The organism is Acinetobacter brisouioides, assembly GCF_004331075.1.
Lineage (GTDB): Bacteria > Pseudomonadota > Gammaproteobacteria > Pseudomonadales > Moraxellaceae > Acinetobacter.
On record NZ_SJNX01000001.1, the window covers coordinates 22,821 to 42,327 of the forward strand.

Consider the following 19,507-nt stretch of genomic DNA (forward strand, 5'->3'; position numbering starts at 1 on the left):
GCCACCCTACAATATATTTTTCTTGCATGGTTTCTTTTGTTATGGGGAAAAGCCCAAGATAGTTTTATTGCAAAAATATGATTTATATTAGAAACTTATATTCAATCTCACCAAAAAATTAAGGAGATCATCTAGAATCTCCTTAACTGATTAGTATTCACCAAAGTGAATTTCTTTAGCAATAATAGACTAATAAATCGCCATGTGATTGCGATGAATCATTTCCAAAGAGCGTGCTTCACCTAAGACTTGGAAAACCTTATCCGATGCCAACCCTTTGACAATATCCGCGGAACGAGAGCTAAAATTCACACGCCCTACAGCAACACGCTGTCCATTCGTATCGACACATTCAACCACGTCGCCGCGATCAAAATGCCCTTCCACAACTTTCACACCCACAGGCAATAGGCTACGATGTTTCTTTTTAATCGCTTCAACTGCCCCATCATCGATAACCAGACGGCCAGCTGTTTGCAAATGTGCAGCAAGCCATTGTTGATGAGCCGTCATGCGATCATTGTCTGTCACAAACAATGTTCCGAGCATTTCACCTGACATTAAACGCGACAACACCAAATCACTATCGCCACTCGCAATCAGAGTTGGACAACCTGATTTTGCTGCCAGACGTGCTGCTCGAACTTTAGTGACCATACCACCACGCCCAAGCAGACCACCACCACCTGCCATTTCAAACAATGTTTCATCTAACGCACGCACGCTCGACAACAATTTGGCATTTGGATTGGAACGTGGATCAGCATCAAACATCCCTTGCTGATCGGTCAGAATAATTAACAAGTCAGCATGTACCTGACCTGCAACCATTGCAGCCAAAGTATCGTTATCACCAAAACGAATTTCGTCCGTCGATACCGTGTCATTTTCATTGATCACGGGAATGACATGCCATTCAATCAAGTGTTGCAACGCATCACATGAGTTTAAGTAACGCCGGCGATCGGCCAAGTCATCGTGAGTTAAAAGAACCTGTGCGGTCTGAATCTGATGTTTTTCGAGAACACTTGACCAAGTCTGAATCAAGCCCATCTGCCCAATCGCAGCACAGGCCTGTAGACTTGGCAAATCTGTGGGTCGTGCGGCAAGTTTCATACGTACCATGCCTTCTGCTACAGCGCCAGATGAAACCAGAATGATTTCATGCCCAGAACGATGCAAATCGGCAATTTGACTTGCCCAATGAGAAATTGCATCGAGGTCTAAGCCCTGACCGTTTGCTGTAAGTAAAGAAGAGCCGATTTTCACAACGATACGTTTACAGCCGTTTAGCTGACGTTGCCCATTCACCACTTCAATCATTATGTCCTCAGTCGTACTTAACGTACGTATATTACTTCCACGTCACCATCATCTTCATCGTCATCATCAAAGTCATCATCACCTTGACGTTGTGCTCTGCGCATCGCACGATACGCTTCTTTGGCAGCCAATGTCTGCTCACGTGTTTCAGCTTCAAGCTGATCACGGAAGGCTTTCATTTCTGCTGCATATTCAGGATCTTCAAGCTCACGCTCACGCTGCTGTTCAATCTGATCCATCAAATAATAGACAACTTCTTTGGTGCCTTCTTCAAGCAAGCCAGATGTTCTAAACACAGGCCCATGCCAGTCCAGCTCAGTTAAAATATGCTGACACCATTCTTCACGGTTTTCTTCATCAATCTGATCAAGTTTGTTCAAAACCAAAACAACAGGCAATTTAGCCAGTGTTGGAGAGAATTTCTTCAACTCACTCACAATGGCTTTGGCATTATGTGCAGGGTCAGAACCATCAATCGGCTGTACATCAACAATATGTAACAAGATACGAGTACGTGCCAAATGTTTCAGGAAGCGAATTCCTAAACCTGCACCTTCTGCTGCACCTTCGATTAGTCCTGGAATATCCGCCATAACAAAAGAACGATGACGGTCAGCATCGACCACGCCCAAGTTTGGCACCATCGTGGTAAATGGATAATCAGCAACTTTTGGTTTTGCCGCAGATACTGCACGAATAAAGGTTGATTTCCCTGCGTTTGGCATACCTAACAAGCCAACGTCAGCAAGAACCTTGAGTTCCAAACGAATTTCACGGAATTCGCCTTTAATCCCTGTAGTAAATTTACGTGGGGAACGGTTGGTTGATGATTTAAAATGGGTATTCCCTAAACCACCATCACCACCTTGTGCAACAAGCACACGTTGACCATTTTCAATAAGGTCACCAATAATGTCGCCAGATTCTGTATCTACAATGGTTGTCCCAACAGGAACTTTTAAAATGACATCGGGCGCACCACGACCAGCACAGTTTGCACCAGAACCATTTTTTCCACGTTCAGCGCGGAATTTACGGGTATATCGATAATCGACCAAGGTACTAGTGTCAGTATCAGCCTGAATATACACGCTGCCACCACGACCACCATCCCCACCATCTGGACCACCAAATGGGACAAATTTTTCACGGCGAAAACTGGCTACGCCATTGCCACCGTCGCCAGCATCTACGGTAATGACTGCTTCATCAACAAAGCGCATTGGCCAATCCTCTAAATCTCTAAAACCGTCTATTCTGCCATATTTTAATAAATTTCTCGAATAGAAAAATGACACAATTGGTTTTTATCGTTATTACAACTCAAATTTTCTTATGTTGAAGAATAAATTCAAGATTTTGCTCAATCCACTCGACTAGTTGGATAATTTGCTGTGCGGCCAGTTCTCCAAGTTCTGTTAGCTGATACTCCACCCTTGGCGGAACTTCGGGATAGGCTGTTCGACTGACAAAACCATCTTTTTCCAAAATTTTGAGCGTTTGGGTCAGCATTTTTTCACTAACACCATCAATTCTCTTTCTAAGCTGACTAAAGCGCTGCACCCCTTCGCTTAAACAACGCAGCACCAATACAGCCCATTTGCTGGTGAGATGTTCCAAAATTTCTCGTGATGGACACTGACTGGATAAAACATAACCCATTAGATTTTGATCTGTCTGTTTCATAGCAAAAATCTTACCTCGACATCACTAACTTACTTTTAGGTGTGTACTTACTTTTAGTAAGTTTTGGAATTAAGATCATATCACAAAATAGATTACAGAATACTCAACGTCAGGAGTTCACTATGAAAATTGCAATTACAGGTGCAACAGGTCAGCTTGGAGAATGTGTCATTCAGTTTTTATTACACAGCCAAGCCCCAGAAAATATTGTGGCTTTGGTGCGCAATCAAGATAAAGCTCTACACTTCACACAACAAGGAATTGACGTTCGTTATTTTAATTATGATGAACCTGCCTCTTTAACGCCTGCACTTCAAGGCATCGACAAATTACTTTTAATTTCAGCCAATGAAGTCGGCCGTCGCACACCACAACATCAAGCTGTGATTGAAGCAGCCAAACACGTTCAAGTGAAGCATATCGTCTATACCAGTTTATTGAACGCCGAACATTCGCTATTGTCTTTAGCAAAAGAACATCAAGAAACTGAAGCTTTAATCAAACAAAGTGGTTTAAATTACACCTTCTTGCGTAACAATTGGTACAGTGAAAATTATTTAGCGACTTTGCCACAAATTATTGAGCAAGGTGTTTTATATGGAGCAGCGGGTGAAGGTAAAATTAGCTCAGCCTCACGTCAAGATTATGCCGAAGCCGCAGCTAAAGTGCTTAGCAGTTCAGGGCATGAACAGAAAGTTTATGAGCTGGCGGGTTCAAGTAGTTTTACCCTTTCAGATCTAGCACACACTATAACTCAAATCGCAGGGAAAACAGTACGCTACCAAAATCTGGGCACTCAAGAATATACTGAAGCCTTGCTTGCGGCTGGACTACCCGAAGGTTTAGTGGATGTGATTGTCGATGCCGATATACAAGCAGCGAAAGGTGCAATGTATAGTGAATCAAAAGACCTAGAACACCTGATAGGTCATGCAAACACTGATATTAAATCCCAAATCGAACAACTGATCACCTAAAACCGAAAATGAAAAAACCCAGTCTTTTGACTGGGTTTTTTCTAGAGAAACAACAGCAATTAAGCTTGAGTTGTACTCGGAACTTTAGGGTAGCTGATGCCACTCATTTGTTCAGCAATACGTAACACTTGGCAGCTATAACCTACTTCGTTGTCATACCATACATAAGCAGTTAAACGGTTGCCAGAAACGATTGTTGCTTGCGCATCAAAAATACCTGCGCTGCGTGAACCGATAAAGTCGCTTGAAACCACTTCAGTCGAGTTGGTATAACCAATTTGACCTTGTAGGTTTGAATTGATTGAAATTTGGCGAACATATTCGTTCACTTCGTCACGATCAATTTCTTTATCTAACGTCAAGTTCAAGATTGCTAAAGATACGTTTGGTGTTGGAACGCGTACTGAGTTACCAGTCAATTTACCTTTCAATGCAGGCAATGCTTTCGCAACTGCTTTTGCTGCACCTGTTTCAGTAATAACCATGTTCAGTGTCGCAGCACGACCACGGCGATCTGCTTTATGATAGTTATCAATCAAGTTTTGGTCATTGGTAAATGAGTGAACAGTTTCAACGTGACCATTAAGAACTTTATATTTGTCGTCTAATACTTTCAACAATGGTGTGATCGCATTCGTCGTACAGCTTGCAGCAGAGATGATTTTATCTTCATCCAAGATGTCTGCCTGGTTTACACCAAACACCACGTTTTTCATCTCGCCTTTACTTGGTGCAGTCAATACAACACGTGCAACACCTGGACATTTCAAGTGTTGAGCAAGGCCTTCTGCATCACGCCATTTACCTGTATTGTCAATCAACAATGCATTTTCAATGCCGTATTGTGTGTAATCAACTTCTGATGGATTAGATGCATAAATTACTTTAATGAAGTTACCGTTAGCAATGATTGCTTCGTTTTCTTCATCAATTGAAATTGTGCCAGCAAAAGAACCATGAATTGAATCGCGACGTAACAAAGATGCACGTTTTGCTAAATCACCATCTGAAGTTTTACGTACAACAATAGCTTTTATGCTTAAACCACGACCAATACCTGTTTGTTCGATGATTAAGCGTGCCAAGATACGACCGATGCGACCAAAACCATAAAGAACAACATCTTTAGGTTCAACTTCAGTAGCGCGGTTTTGAATTGCTTGTACAGCATTTGCAACAAAGGCGTCTACATCGCCACCTTTTTCTTTGTATTCTACAGCAAGTTTACCAAGGTCAACTTCAGCAGAACCAATATTGTCGATTTTTGCTAATGCTTCTAAAATCGGGAAAGTATTAACAACAGACAATTCAACATCTACAATACGAGTGCGACGATGTGCTTTTAAGATCTGAATCACTGAACGGTTAACTAAAGCGCGACCGTAAACAGAAGTGACGATGTTTTTTTGACGGTATAATTGACCGATCAAAACAATCATTTGCTCTGCGATTTCTTCGCGGTTCTTCCAGCGACCCTGATGTTCTGCATGTAGAGCGACAATCGTTTCTTTGCTCACAAGTACGTCCTCAAATTATAGAAGTGTTTATCGCGAATAATTTTAAAGGAAAACGGAGCAAGTTTAAATTAAAATAACGATAGTATTATCACAAAAAGATTATACTATCGTCATATTCATAAAAAAATATTATGTATTTACAAAAAAAATGAATATAAAACTCATCCAATTAGTTGAATTTAATTATTTTTCTCGATTACTATTAGCACGTTCAGAGAATTTTTCAATATTAGTAATCAGTGCATGGCGCTTACGCTGTTGCAGATAAATATGCCACATTCCTTCTAAAACTAGAATACTAACAGCACACCAAATTGGAATATAAGTAAACCATTCTTCTGCATGAATCTTCTCCCCTAAAATTACAGCAGAAATAGCTAAAAGCACAGGTTCAAGATAGCTTAATAAACCAAACAGTACCATAGGCAAATAACGGCTTGCCAAAATATAGCTTCCAAGACCTATGGCACTCAAGATTCCCAAACCAATAATTGCAGCAATTAAGTGGGGCTGGGTAAGAAATATACTCCAAGGCAAAGTCCATGTCTGTACAAAATAAATTGCGATAGGCAACATCAGCATGTTGTCCCACCAAAAACCACCCAGATGGTCAGTTTTAATGACTTTGCGTAGAAAGAAATAAGCTGAATAGCCCAAAGCAACCAACAAGGTTTCCCACGCAATACTACCTATGCGCCAAAATTCATGAGCCACACCCAATACAGCGCATAAAACAGCAATTTTTTGAAACCATGACAGCTTTTCTTTGTAAAAAACGCTTCCAACCAGCACCAACACCAAAGGCAATAAAAAATAGCCCAAAGATACCTGCATGCCGCGCCCATGCATCGGTGCCCAAAGAAACAACCAAAGCTGCACAGCAGCCAACATCGCGGTCAACAGCAGTAATAATAAAAATGTCGGCTTTTGTTTGACGCGTTCATATACCTGACGAATCAGATGAAGATCACCACTCAACCACATAAACAGGGTTAAAAATGGCAATAATGCAATCATTCTCCAGCCAAAGGTTTGCGAACCATCAAAAATTTTAAGGAATTGACTGTAAAAATACAAAATCCCGAAAACTGTAGAGGCTAAAACAGAAAAAATTATGCCTTTAACCACCTACACCTCCGAGAGGAATATCACAAGAAAACATACAACAACCAAATAATTTGAAAGCGAAAAGTAAGACGAGAAAATACGGTTTGAATTTTAAAAATTTTATACCGTTTACTCAAAAAATCACCGACAGATTATATCGAGATTTGCTTGTTTTCTGTGGTTTTTTTAATTATTTTTTTCCGTTTGTAACGTGCGAATCAGATCAGTGGTGTTATAACCTAGGCTTTGTGCATACTTGATATATTCCTGCACCACATCCTCCGACAAATGTGGTTCACGAGATAAAATCCAAAGGTACTTTTTCTTTGGCTCACCTACAAGCACGGTATGATAATTCGCATCAAGTTTTAAAATCCAGTAATCTCCTCGCCCTACAGGTAACCAACGTAGCGATTCTGGCAAAAAGCTCACACGCAATTTGCTGTTATGTGGTGCATTGACCACATAAGCCTCACCCTGTGCCTGCTCTAAGTGCCCATCGGTATTAATACAACTATTTTCAACACTGATATTGCCATTCACATTGAGCGTATAAACTGCCTGAACATTACGCGCGCATTGTTTTTGGTAATACATTGGCTTTCGGGCAATTTCATACCAAACACCCAAGTATTTTGCCAAATCAACCTGCGCAATGGTCGGCATCGGCTTTTGTGCATGTGTCATCACCGATGCCCCCACTCCGAGCAGAATGGTCGCTACCATCATTTTTTTGAACCATGATTTTGTTTTCAGTTTTTTATTCACTTTTGACCATCCTCATCGATCCTCAAAAAGGATTTTTACTTTTTAAAACATAACTATAATTTAGCAACCACACTGTTATGATTCTGTAAAACCCATCACATGATTAAATGGTTTTTTAACCGCACAATTTCATCTCGCAACCGAGCTGCCTGCTCAAATTGTAACTCTTTGGACGCTTTAAGCATTTCTTTTTCCAGTTTTGCCAAATGCTTGGTCAATAATTTTGGATCAGCAATCAAGTGTTGCTCGTCAGCACTTAAACTTTGCAGTTGTTGATATTGTTGCTCTGCAGGTTCATCGGCAATGATTTCACCTGTATCAATTTCCTTAATAATCTGCCGTATCGCACTACGTGGCGTAATTCCGTGTATTTGGTTAAATTCAATTTGCTTATTACGACGGCGGTCAGTTTCATCAATGGCCTTTTGCATCGAATCAGTGACACGGTCAGCATATAAAATGGCTTTACCTTTTAAATGTCGTGCAGCACGCCCAATGGTTTGAATCAACGAACGCTCGGAACGTAAGAAACCTTCTTTGTCTGCATCTAAAATGGCAACCAACGATACTTCTGGCATATCCAAACCTTCACGCAGCAAGTTAATCCCGACTAAAACATCATGCACACCTGTACGCAGCTCATGAATAATTTTGACCCGCTCGACCGTATCAATATCCGAATGCAAATACGCAACCTTGATACCGTATTCTTTTAAATAAGAGGTCAGGTCTTCTGCCATACGTTTAGTCAGGGTAGTAACCAGTACCCGTTCATTGAGTTGCTTACGAATATTAATCTCTGACAAAACATCATCGACTTGGGTTAACACAGGGCGAATTTCTATTTCAGGGTCAATCAATCCCGTTGGACGCACGACCTGTTCGACCACTTGCTGTGATTTTTCCAGTTCGTAATGGGCAGGTGTTGCAGTAACAAAAATAGTCGCAGGAACAATCCGTTCCCATTCTTCAAATTTCATCGGGCGATTGTCGAGTGCACTTGGCAAACGAAAACCATAATTCACCAAGTTTTCTTTACGTGAACGGTCACCTTTATACATCGCGCCAATTTGCGGCACAGTCACATGTGATTCATCGATCAGCAGCAAAGCATCTTCAGGAATATAATCAAACAATGTCGGCGGTGCTTCGCCAGCTTGCCGCCCTGACAAATGTCGCGAATAATTTTCAATGCCGTTGGTATAACCCAGTTGTTGCATCATTTCCAAATCATAGCGTGTGCGCTGCTCAATCCTCTGAGCTTCTAACAGTTTTTCATTGGTTTTAAAGAACTCAATTTGCTGTTTGAGTTCAGTTTTAATTGTACCAATCGCACGTTGCAAGTGGTCTTGCGGTGTCACATAGTGACTTTTCGGATAAATAGTGACGCGTGGCACTTTACGCAGCATTTTTCCAGTCAGTGGATCAAACCAGCGAATCGAGTCGACCTCGTCATCAAACAGTTCGATACGTATGGCTTGCTGATCAGATTCAGCTGGGAAAATATCAATAATTTCACCGCGAATACGGTATGTGCCTCGTACAAACTCCAGTTCATTACGACTGTACTGCATTTCAACCAGACGGCGAATGATTTCATCACGACGAATAACATCACCTTCAACCACATGCAGTAACATTTGCATATAGGCATTTGGGTCACCCAAACCATAAATCGCCGAGACCGATGCCACAATAATCGCATCACGACGTTCTAGTAATGAACGTGTTGCAGAAAGACGCATCTGATCAATGTGGTCATTGATCGCTGCATCTTTTTCAATAAAAGTATCTGACGATGGAACATAGGCTTCAGGCTGATAGTAGTCATAATAACTGACGAAATACTCAACCGCATTGTTGGGGAAAAATGCCTTAAACTCACCATATAACTGTGCAGCCAGTGTTTTGTTATGTGCCATCACAATGGTTGGGCGTTGTAACTGGGCAATCACATTTGCCATGGTGTAGGTTTTGCCTGACCCCGTCACACCCAGTAAAAGCTGATTCTTCAGCCCTTGCTGAACCCCAGTGACCAACTTTTCAATCGCTTGAGGCTGATCGCCTGCAGGGGCATATTGGGTGACCAAATCAAAAGGCTGACTACTCACTCGCTTCTCTCATTATTCATTTATAAAAATAAATTGGACTGAACACAGATTATTCAAGTATTTTTTACTTGACCGCCTTACCAATCAATTGCAACATGGCAAACAAGAGCATAGCAAAAAACACAACGACGATGACTTACCAGTATCATGATGAAAGCATAATTAAAAGTTTACCTGAAGACACGGTTTTTGTTTTTGGCAGCAACCTTGCGGGTCAACACAATGATGGCGCTGCTCGTATCGCACAACTGTTTTTTGGTGCAATGGCAGGCATAGGACGCGGCTGGTCAGGTCAAAGCTTTGCCATTCCAACACTAAATGAACATTTGCAGCAAATGCCGATTTCACAAATTGCGCATTATATTGAAGATTTTAAAATCTATACAGAAAACCATCTCACTACACAATATTTTATTACCGCACTAGGCTGTGGTATTGCGGGCTATCAGGTGTCTGAAATTGCTCCTCTGTTTCAGGGCATTTCTAATAATGTCATTCTGCCCGAATCTTTTCGCCCTTATGTGGAAAAAAATGCGAGCCGTTTATTTCCCAATCTAACCAGTAAATTACTACATAGCCTTTTTAGCCCTGAAGTGATTTTGGCAGAAGATTATGCTGAAGCCCTCAAGCACACCACGTTAAGTAAAGAACAAAAACAAATTGCACTCAAAGTACTGGAACAAAAAATGTATCCAGAAGACCAGTACGGACGCAGTCGCAATTATGAAATTGAAGACATTTTAAAACAGATCAATCACAAGATTTTTAATTTGCCGAATCACTCCGACGAGAGTTATATCTATGGTGGTGTAATCCTCGCATTAATGGAGCTTTATGATTTCAATGAACAAGATTTTATTCGCGTCTGGAACGCTGAAATTGAAATTAAACACCCAATTAAACGCCATCACTAATTCATATATTTTATAACTTTTAAACTGCATTTCAGGATCGAGTTAAGCCATGCAACATTTTGATTCTTCAATTTTTGATTTAGCTCCCATTCCAATGTGGCTTGAAGATTTTAGTGAAGTCAAACAGCAATTTGATGCGTGGCGAGCGCAAGGTGTTGAAGATATTGTCAGTTTTCTACAAGAAGACTTACAGCGAGTGGTTGAGTCAACACAAAAAATTAAAGTAATCAAAGTCAATCAAAAAACGCTTGAAGTTTTTGAAGCGGACAATCAAGAGTATCTGTGTAGCAATCTCTCGAAAATTTTTAAAGCAGATATGCTCGACACACATGTTTATGAACTAGCTGCTCTCTGGAATGGCGAAACCGAATTTTCCAGCACAGGGGTCAACTACACCCTTTCAGGCAAGCGTCTGGATGTTCAGCTTCGCGCCTCAATTTTACCAGGCTTTGAACATGATTTGTCACGTGTGCTATTTACCACCGAAGATATTACCGCTTATCAGGATGCACAGCGTCTTGAAGCCAAAAACCGTATTTTGGCAGAGTCGATGTTTACTTACTCGCCTGCTTCTTTGTGGGTTGAAGATTTCAGTCGCATCAAACGCCGCATTGACCAGATTCGTCAGCTCGGCATCGAAGATTTTCGAACGTTCCTCGATGTTCATCCCGATTTTATTCAGCAATGTACTGAAGACATTATTTTGCTCGATGTCAACCAAGCTACCCTGACGCTATTTAAAGCGCCCGACAAGCCGACATTGTTTAAAAACCTGCACAAAGTGTTTACACAGGAAATGCAAAATACGTTTCGTGAACAACTCATCGAGTTATGGAAAGGTAACATTCATCATCAACGTGAAGCGGTCAACTATGCCCTCGACGGCACGATTCGTAACGTTCTGCTGCAATTTACCGTATTTCCAGGATATGAGCATGACTGGGGACTGGTACAAGTTGCACTGACAGATATTACTGCACGTAAAAAAGCCGAAAATTATTTGGAATATTTAGGCAAACATGATGTGCTGACCAAGCTGTATAACCGCTCATTTTATACAGAAGAAATTAACCGCCTAGAGCGTAGTTTTGCTCGCCCTGTGTCTTGTATTTATCTAGACATGAATGGCTTAAAACAGATTAATGATGAATTAGGGCATGATGTCGGAGATGGTTTATTACGGCGTGTTGGTGCCGTCTTGAATCAGGTTATTTTAAATACACCCTATTCCGCCTCACGTATCGGTGGCGATGAGTTTGTGATTTTAATGCCATCTGCGGATGAAGTGGCAACATTATCCACATTACAAACCATTCATGAACTGTTTAATATCGACAATCAGTATTATTCTAGCCAGCCAATTAGCATTTCAATTGGACATGCCACCACCGCACCCAATGAAAGCATAGAAGCATTGCTCCGACGAGCAGACCAAGACATGTATTTAAGAAAGAAAAGTTTTTACTCTAACCAAAATGCAAGTGCTTAAAACAAAACACCCCAAGCCAGTTCTTTTTAAACTGGCTTTTTTCTTAGTGGTACAGGGAAAAACCTGCTCATGCCGAGTGGCATGGGATTACACTATGGGCATTGCATCCATCATCACAAAAAAGGAAAGGACATGAGCACCCAACTACAAGTGGTTGAGCGTTGTCGAGTATTTTTGACTGAACAGCAAATTGCCATGGGCGATGCCATCAATATTCGTCACTATACCGATTGGAGTAATTACAAACGCATTCAACCCTATGCTGTGCTCTTTCCTAAAAATACCGAACAAGTCTCACAAATTCTTTCAATCTGTAATGAACTCAAACAGGCTGTTGTGCCTCAAGGCGGCATGACAGGCGTTGCAGGTGCAGGTATCGCCAATGCAGATGAAATTGTGATTGCACTAGATAAAATGCATAAAATCGAAGAAATTGATCAATATGCTTCAACCATGACTGTACAAGCGGGTGTGACGCTTGAAGAAGTACAAAATGCCGCACGTCAGGCAGGTTTGTTTTTCCCTGTCGATGTAGGTGGGCGCGGATCTTGTCAGATTGGTGGAAATATTGCCACAAATGCTGGCGGATTATCGGTGATTCGTTATGGCATGATGCGTGAACATGTACTGGGCATAGAAGTAGTGCTTGCCGATGGGCGTGTGTTAAATTTGATGAATAAAATGATCAAGAACAATGCTGGCTATGACTTAAAACAGAATTTTATTGGCTCTGAAGGCACACTTGGCATTGTGACTCGTGCAGTTTTGAAACTCTCGGCACCACCAAGTGAACTCAGTACCTGTTTATGTGCTTTTCCTGATTTTTTATCGGCGGTGCATCTATTACGCCGTTTGCAAAAGAACCTGACCACACCGAATGCTTTTGAAGTCATGTGGGATGAATACTATCAGCTCAGCTTGTCATGGATGCAAAACAGCAGCAACCCACTGACTCAGTCCTATCCTGTCTATGCGGTATTTGATGTTGAAGCCCCTGCTGAAAGCTTGGAAAATCTGCTGGCGGAAATGTTTGAAACAGGCGAAATTTTAGATGCCGTGATTGCACAAAATCAGGTACAAGCGCAGCAACTCTGGTTGATTCGTGAAACTGTGCCTGCTGAAATTTCTAGTACGGGACGACCATTATGCTTCGATGTCAGCTTACCGATTGGCGAATTAGGCGAATTTAAAGAAGTCTGCCAAGCGCGCTTAGACCAGCATTTTCCAGATTTGGTCAGCCTGTTCTTTGGGCATATCGGCGACAGCAATATGCATATTATTTTGGATTTAAAACATCTACCAGAAGATCAGCTTGAGTCAGTGATGACAGGAATTGATGAAGTTGTCTATGGTGTGGTACGCGAATTTAAAGGCTGTATTTCGGCAGAACACGGTATTGGACTCCTTAAACGGGACTATTTGCATTATTCAGTCGATGAAAATACCCTGAACATGATGCGACAACTCAAACAACTGTTTGACCCCAATCTGATTTTAAACCCGCATAAAATTTTTAAATAAAAAGCAAAAAAGCACGTCATCTGACGTGCTTTTTACTGGTATTTCAAGGGTAAATTAACGTTTACCCATAGAGCGACGTGTGCCACGTGGTGGTGCCCAAGTCCGATCAGCATAACGCTTTGGTTTTGGACGAACATGGTTATGTGCCGTACTATCTTCTTGATCCTGCTGCGTTGGCAGCGGAAAAGGCAACTGGACTTGCGGTTTATCTTGACTCATACAACAAACAAAACTCGAAATTTTGCTTATTTTAAGCTTTTTCGAGCACCTTGACGAGTCTCGATGATCAAATAGATCTCTGTAAGTTGCATAATTTAAAATTCCTATGAATTTTTCTCATTTTGGGCGATTTGTACCTAGCATGTTGGGTTTTTTACGTTAAGATAAGATGCTTTTATTTTTTAATCCCACTAAAGAAGGAATATCGCAGTGGACGTACGTCTGTCAGATCGTGTAAACGCTATCAAACCGTCTCCTACGCTTGCCGTAACAAATAAAGCTGCTGAACTCAAAGCTGCTGGTAAGAATGTGATTGGTTTGGGTGCAGGTGAACCTGATTTCGATACCCCGCAACACATCAAAGATGCAGCTATTCAAGCGATTAACAATGGCTTTACAAAATACACTGCTGTTGATGGTACGCCAAGCTTAAAAAAAGCAATCATTGCTAAGCTGAAACGCGACAATAACCTTGACTACCAAGCGAACCAGATTTTGGTTTCTTGTGGTGGTAAACAATCATTCTTTAACTTGGCGCTTGCTTTGTTAAACAAAGGTGATGAAGTGATTATTCCTGCACCGTTCTGGGTAAGCTATCCAGACATGGTGATTATCGCTGAAGGTACACCTGTGATTGTGAAATGTGGTGAAGAACAACGTTTCAAAATTACCCCTGAACAATTAGAAGCTGCGATCACTGAAAATACTCGTTTAGTGGTATTGAACAGCCCTTCTAACCCAACAGGCATGATCTATACCAAAGCTGAGCTAGAAGCTTTGGCTGAAGTATTGCGTCGCCACCCACAAGTATTTGTTGCATCTGACGACATGTACGAACCAATCCGTTGGGATAACGAATTCTATAACATCGCAACTGTTGCACCAGACCTTTACGATCGCGTTATCGTATTGAACGGTGTATCTAAAGCATATGCAATGACTGGCTGGCGTATTGGCTACGCAGCGGGCCCTGCAAAGCTGATCGGTGCGATGAAAAAAATCCAGTCTCAATCAACTTCAAACCCAACTTCGATTTCACAAGTTGCTGCTGAAGCTGCATTGAATGGTCCTCAAGACGTACTTAAACCAATGATCGAAGCGTTCAAACGTCGCCATGACTTGGTTGTAAACGGTTTGAATGACATTAAAGGGATTTCTTGCCTACCTGCTGACGGCGCATTCTATGCGTATGCAAATATCCGCCCGTTAATTCGTGCGAAAGGCTTAAAATCTTGCACAGAATTCTCTGCATGGTTACTTGAAGAAACTGGTGTTGCAGTTGTTCCTGGCGATGCATTTGGTTTAGGCGGTTACATGCGTATTTCTTACGCGACTGCTGACGAAGTACTTGTTGATGCACTTGCACGTATCAAAAAAGCTGCTGAATCAATTGACGGCGTAGATGCTGCAATTGCTTCAATCGAAGCTGAGAAAAAAGCGTAATTCATTACGCTAAAACAAAAAACCCATCAGTAAACTGATGGGTTTTTTTATCATCTAAAGAAAAGTGTAAATAATAAAAAGGTCAAGTTAAACTGCACTATGTTTTGGGCGTTCTAACGCAATGAAATTAAAATAATAGGGTAAGACACGATCTAAATAAATTTCACGGATTTGTGCATCATGCTGTGACCAAGCCAACGCTTTAGCATGTTTTCCAATGCCTTGCCCTTGGATTGCAAACACAAAAATATCACTACTGGCATAGTCTTGCTGCACAGGCTGCCAGTAATTACTTTCACCTTGTTGCAATTGCTTCGCCTGATGCTCTGTCCATTTGTCACCAAACCACAGTTGCAGCAAGTCACCCAGATAAACTTTTTGCTCACTCAGAATAGCAAAATGAATACAAGCATCGGCAACAGGTTGATAATAACTTTGCGGATTTTTTAAAATTGAAAGATAGTTTTCTTTATAAAACTGAAAATTAGCGAAAATATCTTGGATGCGAAGAACTGGCATATTGCCTCCGATTTAGCCATTTGTGTGCTGGCAAGTTGGGTTAAATCCACACTGTTTAAAATTTAAAACAACTTTAAACGACCTATTTATTTTTTTAATTTAGCAAAAAAAATGCAAAAAAAGTAACTTTTTTAGATATCGCTTGAACATTTGTTTAAATATACAACATCCAAAAACCATAGCCAGATTTTCACTTGACCCTTATTAAAATCACATTATAATCGCTGGCAGATTCTCCAATAGCTCAGTCGGTAGAGCGACGGACTGTTAATCCGCAGGTCCCTGGTTCGAGCCCAGGTTGGAGAGCCAAAATTCAAAAAAGCCCGCAGCATTAAAGCGGGCTTTTTTATGTCTGTTATTTTGCTTCAAACTCCGTAATCGCTTCTTTGGCAATACGAAAACCTCCCTGCTACCGTAGATACATTACCTATCGTCAAGTGTGTGCAGGTTGCACCGATATCATGATTAGTATTGTTGCGGGGTAAAAATAGTCATACATAAATGACTTTAATTGCAATGAAAATTGTAGAAACAAAAACGACAGCAAAGACCAGTTTTGCTGTCGTTTAAGTCAGATCAGGGTTTAGCATAACACTTCGACTTTATGGAACTGTTTCAACTGCAATAACGCAATAAATGGATTTTCAGATTGGCACAACTGATTCAAATGCTCATGAAACTGGTTCGATAAAGCAGTATTACACTGAATCACCCAGCCTTTCACTGAAGCCGTATCATTATGTTGCATATACAGCTCACAAGTACGCGGATCGGTCAGGCGAATATTTTTTATTTTAAACATACTCTGTTCAGTCATGGCGTGTTCTCCTTTGCGGGTTGTCTTATTTAAAATGCAAAGGATATGCCAAAATATTAAACCATTATTTTATATCATTTTTATATTAAAATATTTTAAATATTCCTTTCAGGAATTTTTATTGCATTAATATTGTGCAGTTTTTGCACAATACAAACCCATTTCATATAAGCGTCCTTGCTTTAGAAATGGTGATTGAAGTTTTAAGCTTTTTGGCTCAGTTTGTATAAAAACATACCAAGCAACATCGGAATAATAAAATAGAACGCTTCCCAATGCCCCAGTCCAAGCAAGGTTAAACCTGGTGCAGGACAAATACCAGACAAGCCCCAACCAATACCAAACAGGATTGAGCCCATAATTAATCGTGAGTCAATCATCTTGCTTGTTGGCAAATCAATCGGTTCATTAAAAATGGTCTTTGGGTGCTCTTGACGCATTGCACGCTGAAATGGATAGAATGAGATCAACACTGCTCCACCCATCACAAACATCAGGCGTGGACTCCATGCACCAAACACATCGAAGAATGCCTGTACCACCGCAGGGTTTGACATGCCTGAGAGCATCAGCCCCAGTGCAAATACACCACCACAAATAAATGCAATCAGATTTTTCATGTTAGCCACCAAAAAGATAACGCGTAACCAATACAGTTAAAAACGCACATGCCATAAAGCAGCCCACTGCAACAAAAGAACGTGTCGACAAACGACTTAACCCACAAATCCCATGTCCGCTGGTACAACCCGAGCCTAGACGTGTTCCCACACCCACCAGCAATCCACTCAGCATCAGCACCCAAGGCGATGCTTTAACCTGTACAGGCAAGTCTAAAAATTGATGATAAATAAATGGCATGCCGATTAGTCCAAGTAAAAACCAAAATGCAGGCGTACTAAACCAGCTTTTAGGTGTCAGCATCTGGGCAATCAATCCGCTGACTCCAGCGATTTTCCCAATACTATACAAGTAACTAATGGTTGCTATTCCAAGCAGTACACCGCCACAGAATGCCAAAGCATATTCATGCATATTGTAAGACTCCTATAAGGCAAAAATAGCTTTAAGTGATTTAAACAGCATCAGTACAGCCACTAGTATGACCGTAATTGCAAAAATTCGCTGCACATAATGAATTGAAATACGTGTTGCAACTTGTCGACCCAGCAATAACCCAACCAAACATGCACCAGCAAATACTACCGTTACCGTAGTTGGGTAAACAAAGCCTTCTACAACATGTAGGCCGATGCTTAAACCACCCACCAAAAAGATAATCATCAGGGATGTTGCGACAATACTATGCAAATCCAGATTCGTGGTTTTCTTTAGTGCTGGAACAATCACAAAGCCACCACCCACACCAAGCAACCCCGTCAGAAATCCTGCGATTATACCAATCCCCCCCAAAATCAGGGCGGTTGGAATGTCCCACTGCAACTTGCCTGTATACGGATTTATTCGACAAGGTGGGTTATGAAAATCTTCATGCGGATGGCTAAATAGCCGATATGCCACCACAAACATCACCAAGGCAAACAGTAAGCTCAACCACATCGGTGAAGTATGCTGACTCGCCCAAATTCCCAAATGTGATGCGGGAATACCAACGAGTGCGATCCACAATGCTGCACGATAGCGAACAATTTTCTTGAACAAGCCTTGCAGCGTGCCAATAAACGTCGAAAAAGTTACAGCTAACAACCCCACTGGTGCAGCTTGCGCTACCGTCCACCCCTGAGATGCCATTAGTGCAGGCACAGCCAATATACCACCACCTGCCCCTGTCAAGCCCAATAGACAACCAATGGCAAGACCTTCAACAACCAGTATCCACATGACGATTTTCTCTCATAACGCCAAATTAAGCCGCATGACGTTTTGGTTTAACGAGCCATTCACGCCCTTTAAGCATGCCTTTCCAGTAAATTTCTGGCAGCATACGCGCTTTTAAAAACCAAGCTAGCTGGGTAGGTTTTTGCCCATCACATAACCAGCGTGGGAATGAAGGCAACAATTTTCCACCATAGCCAAATTCTGCCAGTACGATTTTGCCGCGCTCAACTGTTAGTGGACAGGAACCGTAACCATCGTAATGACAAAAATCATCGCGACCATTTAGGTAAGTTAAAACATTAACTGCCACAATCGGGGCTTGCTTTCGCGCAGCCGCAGCCGTTTTAGCATTGCTGGCACTGATCACATCCCCCAAGCCAAAAACATTGGCATAACGTGGATGTTGCAATGTTTCAGGATTAACCTCAAACCAGCCAGCAGCATCGGCAAATGCACTGTGACGAATAAAATCGGGTGCATGCTGAGGTGGAACAACATGTAACATGTCAAATTGAGTCGAAACCTGAGTCGTTTCTCCGTCTTTTTTCACTTCAAACCATGCAGTTTTACTCGCACCATCCACTTTGACCAATTTATGTTCAAAATGTAAATGTGCTTTATAGCGCTGCATATATTCCATCAAGGCAGGCACATATTCTTTAACACCGAACAGCACTGCACCTGCGTTATAAAAATTCACTTCAATATTATTCAGCACATTATTTTTCAACCAATAATCTGAAGATAAATACAACGCTTTTTGCGGTGCACCCGCACATTTGATTGGCATTGGTGGTTGAGTAAAAATCGCTTTACCCTGTTTTAGCTGCTGTACCAGTTGCCACGTATACGGTGCTAAATCCTGACGGTAATTGGAAGTCACACCATTTTTACCCAGAGTTTCACTCAAACCTTCAATCGCATTCCAGTTCAGTACCAACCCAGGACAAACAATCAGAGATTGATACTCAATCTGCTGACCATTTTGCAATATCAACTGATTTTTCTCAGGTTCAAACGCTGCAACTGCCTGCTTGACCCAATTGGCACCGACTGGAATCACATCCGACATTGCACGACCTGTCGATTCCACCTTGAAAATACCACCACCCACCATGGTCCAGCCTGGCTGATAGTAGTGCGTTTCAGCAGGATCAATAATCACCAAATTTAGGTAAGGTGAACGTGCCAATAAACTTGATGCCACGGCAATCCCTGCCGAACCACCGCCGACGATCACAACGTCATGTTTAAGAA

Annotated in this window: 18 protein-coding genes, 1 tRNA gene and 1 pseudogene; 6 read left to right on the plus strand and 14 right to left on the minus strand. The window is 41.5% G+C overall.

Going from position 1 to position 19,507, the window contains the following annotated elements:
* Nucleotides 1-189: 189 nt before the first annotated feature.
* From proB to E0H77_RS00130, 3 genes are all read right to left on the minus strand, one after another.
* Nucleotides 190-1,323 carry a glutamate 5-kinase gene (gene proB / locus E0H77_RS00120; protein ID WP_131373991.1) on the minus strand — a complete coding sequence of 378 codons (1,134 nt, stop codon included), beginning with the start codon at nucleotides 1,321-1,323 and terminating at the stop codon, nucleotides 190-192.
* Nucleotides 1,324-1,340: 17 nt separating this feature from the next.
* Nucleotides 1,341-2,546, minus strand: a complete 1,206-nt coding sequence (gene cgtA, locus E0H77_RS00125) for an Obg family GTPase CgtA (RefSeq protein WP_131314799.1) — start codon at nucleotides 2,544-2,546, stop codon at nucleotides 1,341-1,343.
* A gap of 100 nt (nucleotides 2,547-2,646) precedes the next feature.
* On the minus strand, nucleotides 2,647-3,009 hold the full coding sequence (locus E0H77_RS00130; RefSeq protein ID WP_131373993.1) for a winged helix-turn-helix transcriptional regulator: 363 nt from the start codon (nucleotides 3,007-3,009) through the stop codon (nucleotides 2,647-2,649).
* A 122-nt stretch (nucleotides 3,010-3,131) separates the two neighbouring features.
* On the opposite strand from E0H77_RS00130, the gene E0H77_RS00135 reads away from it, so the two are divergent.
* Nucleotides 3,132-3,986, plus strand: a complete 855-nt coding sequence (locus E0H77_RS00135) for an SDR family oxidoreductase (protein ID WP_131373995.1) — start codon at nucleotides 3,132-3,134, stop codon at nucleotides 3,984-3,986.
* A gap of 59 nt (nucleotides 3,987-4,045) precedes the next feature.
* Here E0H77_RS00135 and E0H77_RS00140 read toward each other — a convergent pair whose 3' ends face one another.
* From E0H77_RS00140 to uvrB, 4 genes are all read right to left on the minus strand, one after another.
* On the minus strand, nucleotides 4,046-5,503 hold the full coding sequence (locus E0H77_RS00140; RefSeq protein WP_131373997.1) for a glyceraldehyde-3-phosphate dehydrogenase: 1,458 nt from the start codon (nucleotides 5,501-5,503) through the stop codon (nucleotides 4,046-4,048).
* A gap of 183 nt (nucleotides 5,504-5,686) precedes the next feature.
* On the minus strand, nucleotides 5,687-6,631 hold the full coding sequence (rarD, locus tag E0H77_RS00145) for an EamA family transporter RarD (protein WP_131373998.1): 945 nt from the start codon (nucleotides 6,629-6,631) through the stop codon (nucleotides 5,687-5,689).
* A gap of 165 nt (nucleotides 6,632-6,796) precedes the next feature.
* A complete protein-coding gene (locus E0H77_RS00150) occupies nucleotides 6,797-7,339 on the minus strand; it encodes a lipocalin family protein (protein WP_171478292.1) in 543 nt (180 codons plus the stop codon).
* Between the two features lie 134 nt (nucleotides 7,340-7,473).
* Nucleotides 7,474-9,489: an excinuclease ABC subunit UvrB gene (gene uvrB / locus E0H77_RS00155; protein WP_131374002.1), complete on the minus strand. Its 2,016-nt coding sequence runs from the start codon at nucleotides 9,487-9,489 to the stop codon at nucleotides 7,474-7,476.
* Nucleotides 9,490-9,620: 131 nt separating this feature from the next.
* On the opposite strand from uvrB, the gene E0H77_RS00160 reads away from it, so the two are divergent.
* The 3 genes from E0H77_RS00160 (at nucleotide 9,621) to E0H77_RS00170 (ending at nucleotide 13,413) form a co-directional block, all read left to right on the plus strand.
* Complete coding sequence (locus tag E0H77_RS00160; RefSeq protein WP_131374004.1) at nucleotides 9,621-10,403, plus strand: A1S_2505 family phage non-structural protein; 783 nt, start codon at nucleotides 9,621-9,623, stop codon at nucleotides 10,401-10,403.
* A 49-nt stretch (nucleotides 10,404-10,452) separates the two neighbouring features.
* Complete coding sequence (locus E0H77_RS00165; RefSeq protein WP_131374006.1) at nucleotides 10,453-11,892, plus strand: sensor domain-containing diguanylate cyclase; 1,440 nt, start codon at nucleotides 10,453-10,455, stop codon at nucleotides 11,890-11,892.
* 132 nt (nucleotides 11,893-12,024) lie between these two features.
* Nucleotides 12,025-13,413, plus strand: coding sequence for an FAD-binding oxidoreductase (locus tag E0H77_RS00170; RefSeq protein WP_131374008.1), 1,389 nt, complete (start codon nucleotides 12,025-12,027; stop codon nucleotides 13,411-13,413).
* Nucleotides 13,414-13,467: 54 nt separating this feature from the next.
* On the opposite strand, the gene E0H77_RS13690 is transcribed toward E0H77_RS00170, so the two are convergent.
* The gene (locus tag E0H77_RS13690) at nucleotides 13,468-13,632 is read right to left on the minus strand and encodes a hypothetical protein (RefSeq protein ID WP_165491465.1); all 165 of its coding nucleotides are present in this window, start codon (nucleotides 13,630-13,632) and stop codon (nucleotides 13,468-13,470) included.
* Nucleotides 13,633-13,842: 210 nt separating this feature from the next.
* On the opposite strand from E0H77_RS13690, the gene E0H77_RS00175 reads away from it, so the two are divergent.
* Entirely contained in the window at nucleotides 13,843-15,075 is a 1,233-nt protein-coding gene (locus tag E0H77_RS00175) for a pyridoxal phosphate-dependent aminotransferase (protein ID WP_131374010.1), read from the plus strand.
* Between the two features lie 87 nt (nucleotides 15,076-15,162).
* On the opposite strand, the gene E0H77_RS00180 is transcribed toward E0H77_RS00175, so the two are convergent.
* Nucleotides 15,163-15,594 (minus strand): hypothetical protein, encoded by a 432-nt coding sequence (locus E0H77_RS00180; protein WP_131374012.1) that lies wholly within the window; start codon nucleotides 15,592-15,594, stop codon nucleotides 15,163-15,165.
* Nucleotides 15,595-15,827: 233 nt separating this feature from the next.
* On the opposite strand from E0H77_RS00180, the gene E0H77_RS00185 reads away from it, so the two are divergent.
* Nucleotides 15,828-15,903 (plus strand) — tRNA-Asn (locus E0H77_RS00185).
* A 274-nt stretch (nucleotides 15,904-16,177) separates the two neighbouring features.
* On the opposite strand, the gene E0H77_RS00190 is transcribed toward E0H77_RS00185, so the two are convergent.
* The 5 genes and pseudogenes from E0H77_RS00190 to E0H77_RS00210 all read right to left on the minus strand — a co-directional run.
* A complete protein-coding gene (locus tag E0H77_RS00190; protein ID WP_116726236.1) occupies nucleotides 16,178-16,411 on the minus strand; it encodes a hypothetical protein in 234 nt (77 codons plus the stop codon).
* Nucleotides 16,412-16,614: 203 nt separating this feature from the next.
* The gene (locus E0H77_RS00195; RefSeq protein WP_131374014.1) at nucleotides 16,615-17,031 is read right to left on the minus strand and encodes a DUF6691 family protein; all 417 of its coding nucleotides are present in this window, start codon (nucleotides 17,029-17,031) and stop codon (nucleotides 16,615-16,617) included.
* A gap of 1 nt (nucleotide 17,032) precedes the next feature.
* A complete protein-coding gene (locus E0H77_RS00200) occupies nucleotides 17,033-17,446 on the minus strand; it encodes a YeeE/YedE family protein (protein WP_131374016.1) in 414 nt (137 codons plus the stop codon).
* A gap of 12 nt (nucleotides 17,447-17,458) precedes the next feature.
* Nucleotides 17,459-18,253 carry a sulfite exporter TauE/SafE family protein gene (locus E0H77_RS00205; protein ID WP_131374018.1) on the minus strand — a complete coding sequence of 265 codons (795 nt, stop codon included), beginning with the start codon at nucleotides 18,251-18,253 and terminating at the stop codon, nucleotides 17,459-17,461.
* Between the two features lie 25 nt (nucleotides 18,254-18,278).
* A pseudogene (locus tag E0H77_RS00210) lies at nucleotides 18,279-19,499 on the minus strand (NAD(P)/FAD-dependent oxidoreductase); the annotation flags it as partial.
* Nucleotides 19,500-19,507 lie beyond the last annotated feature (8 nt).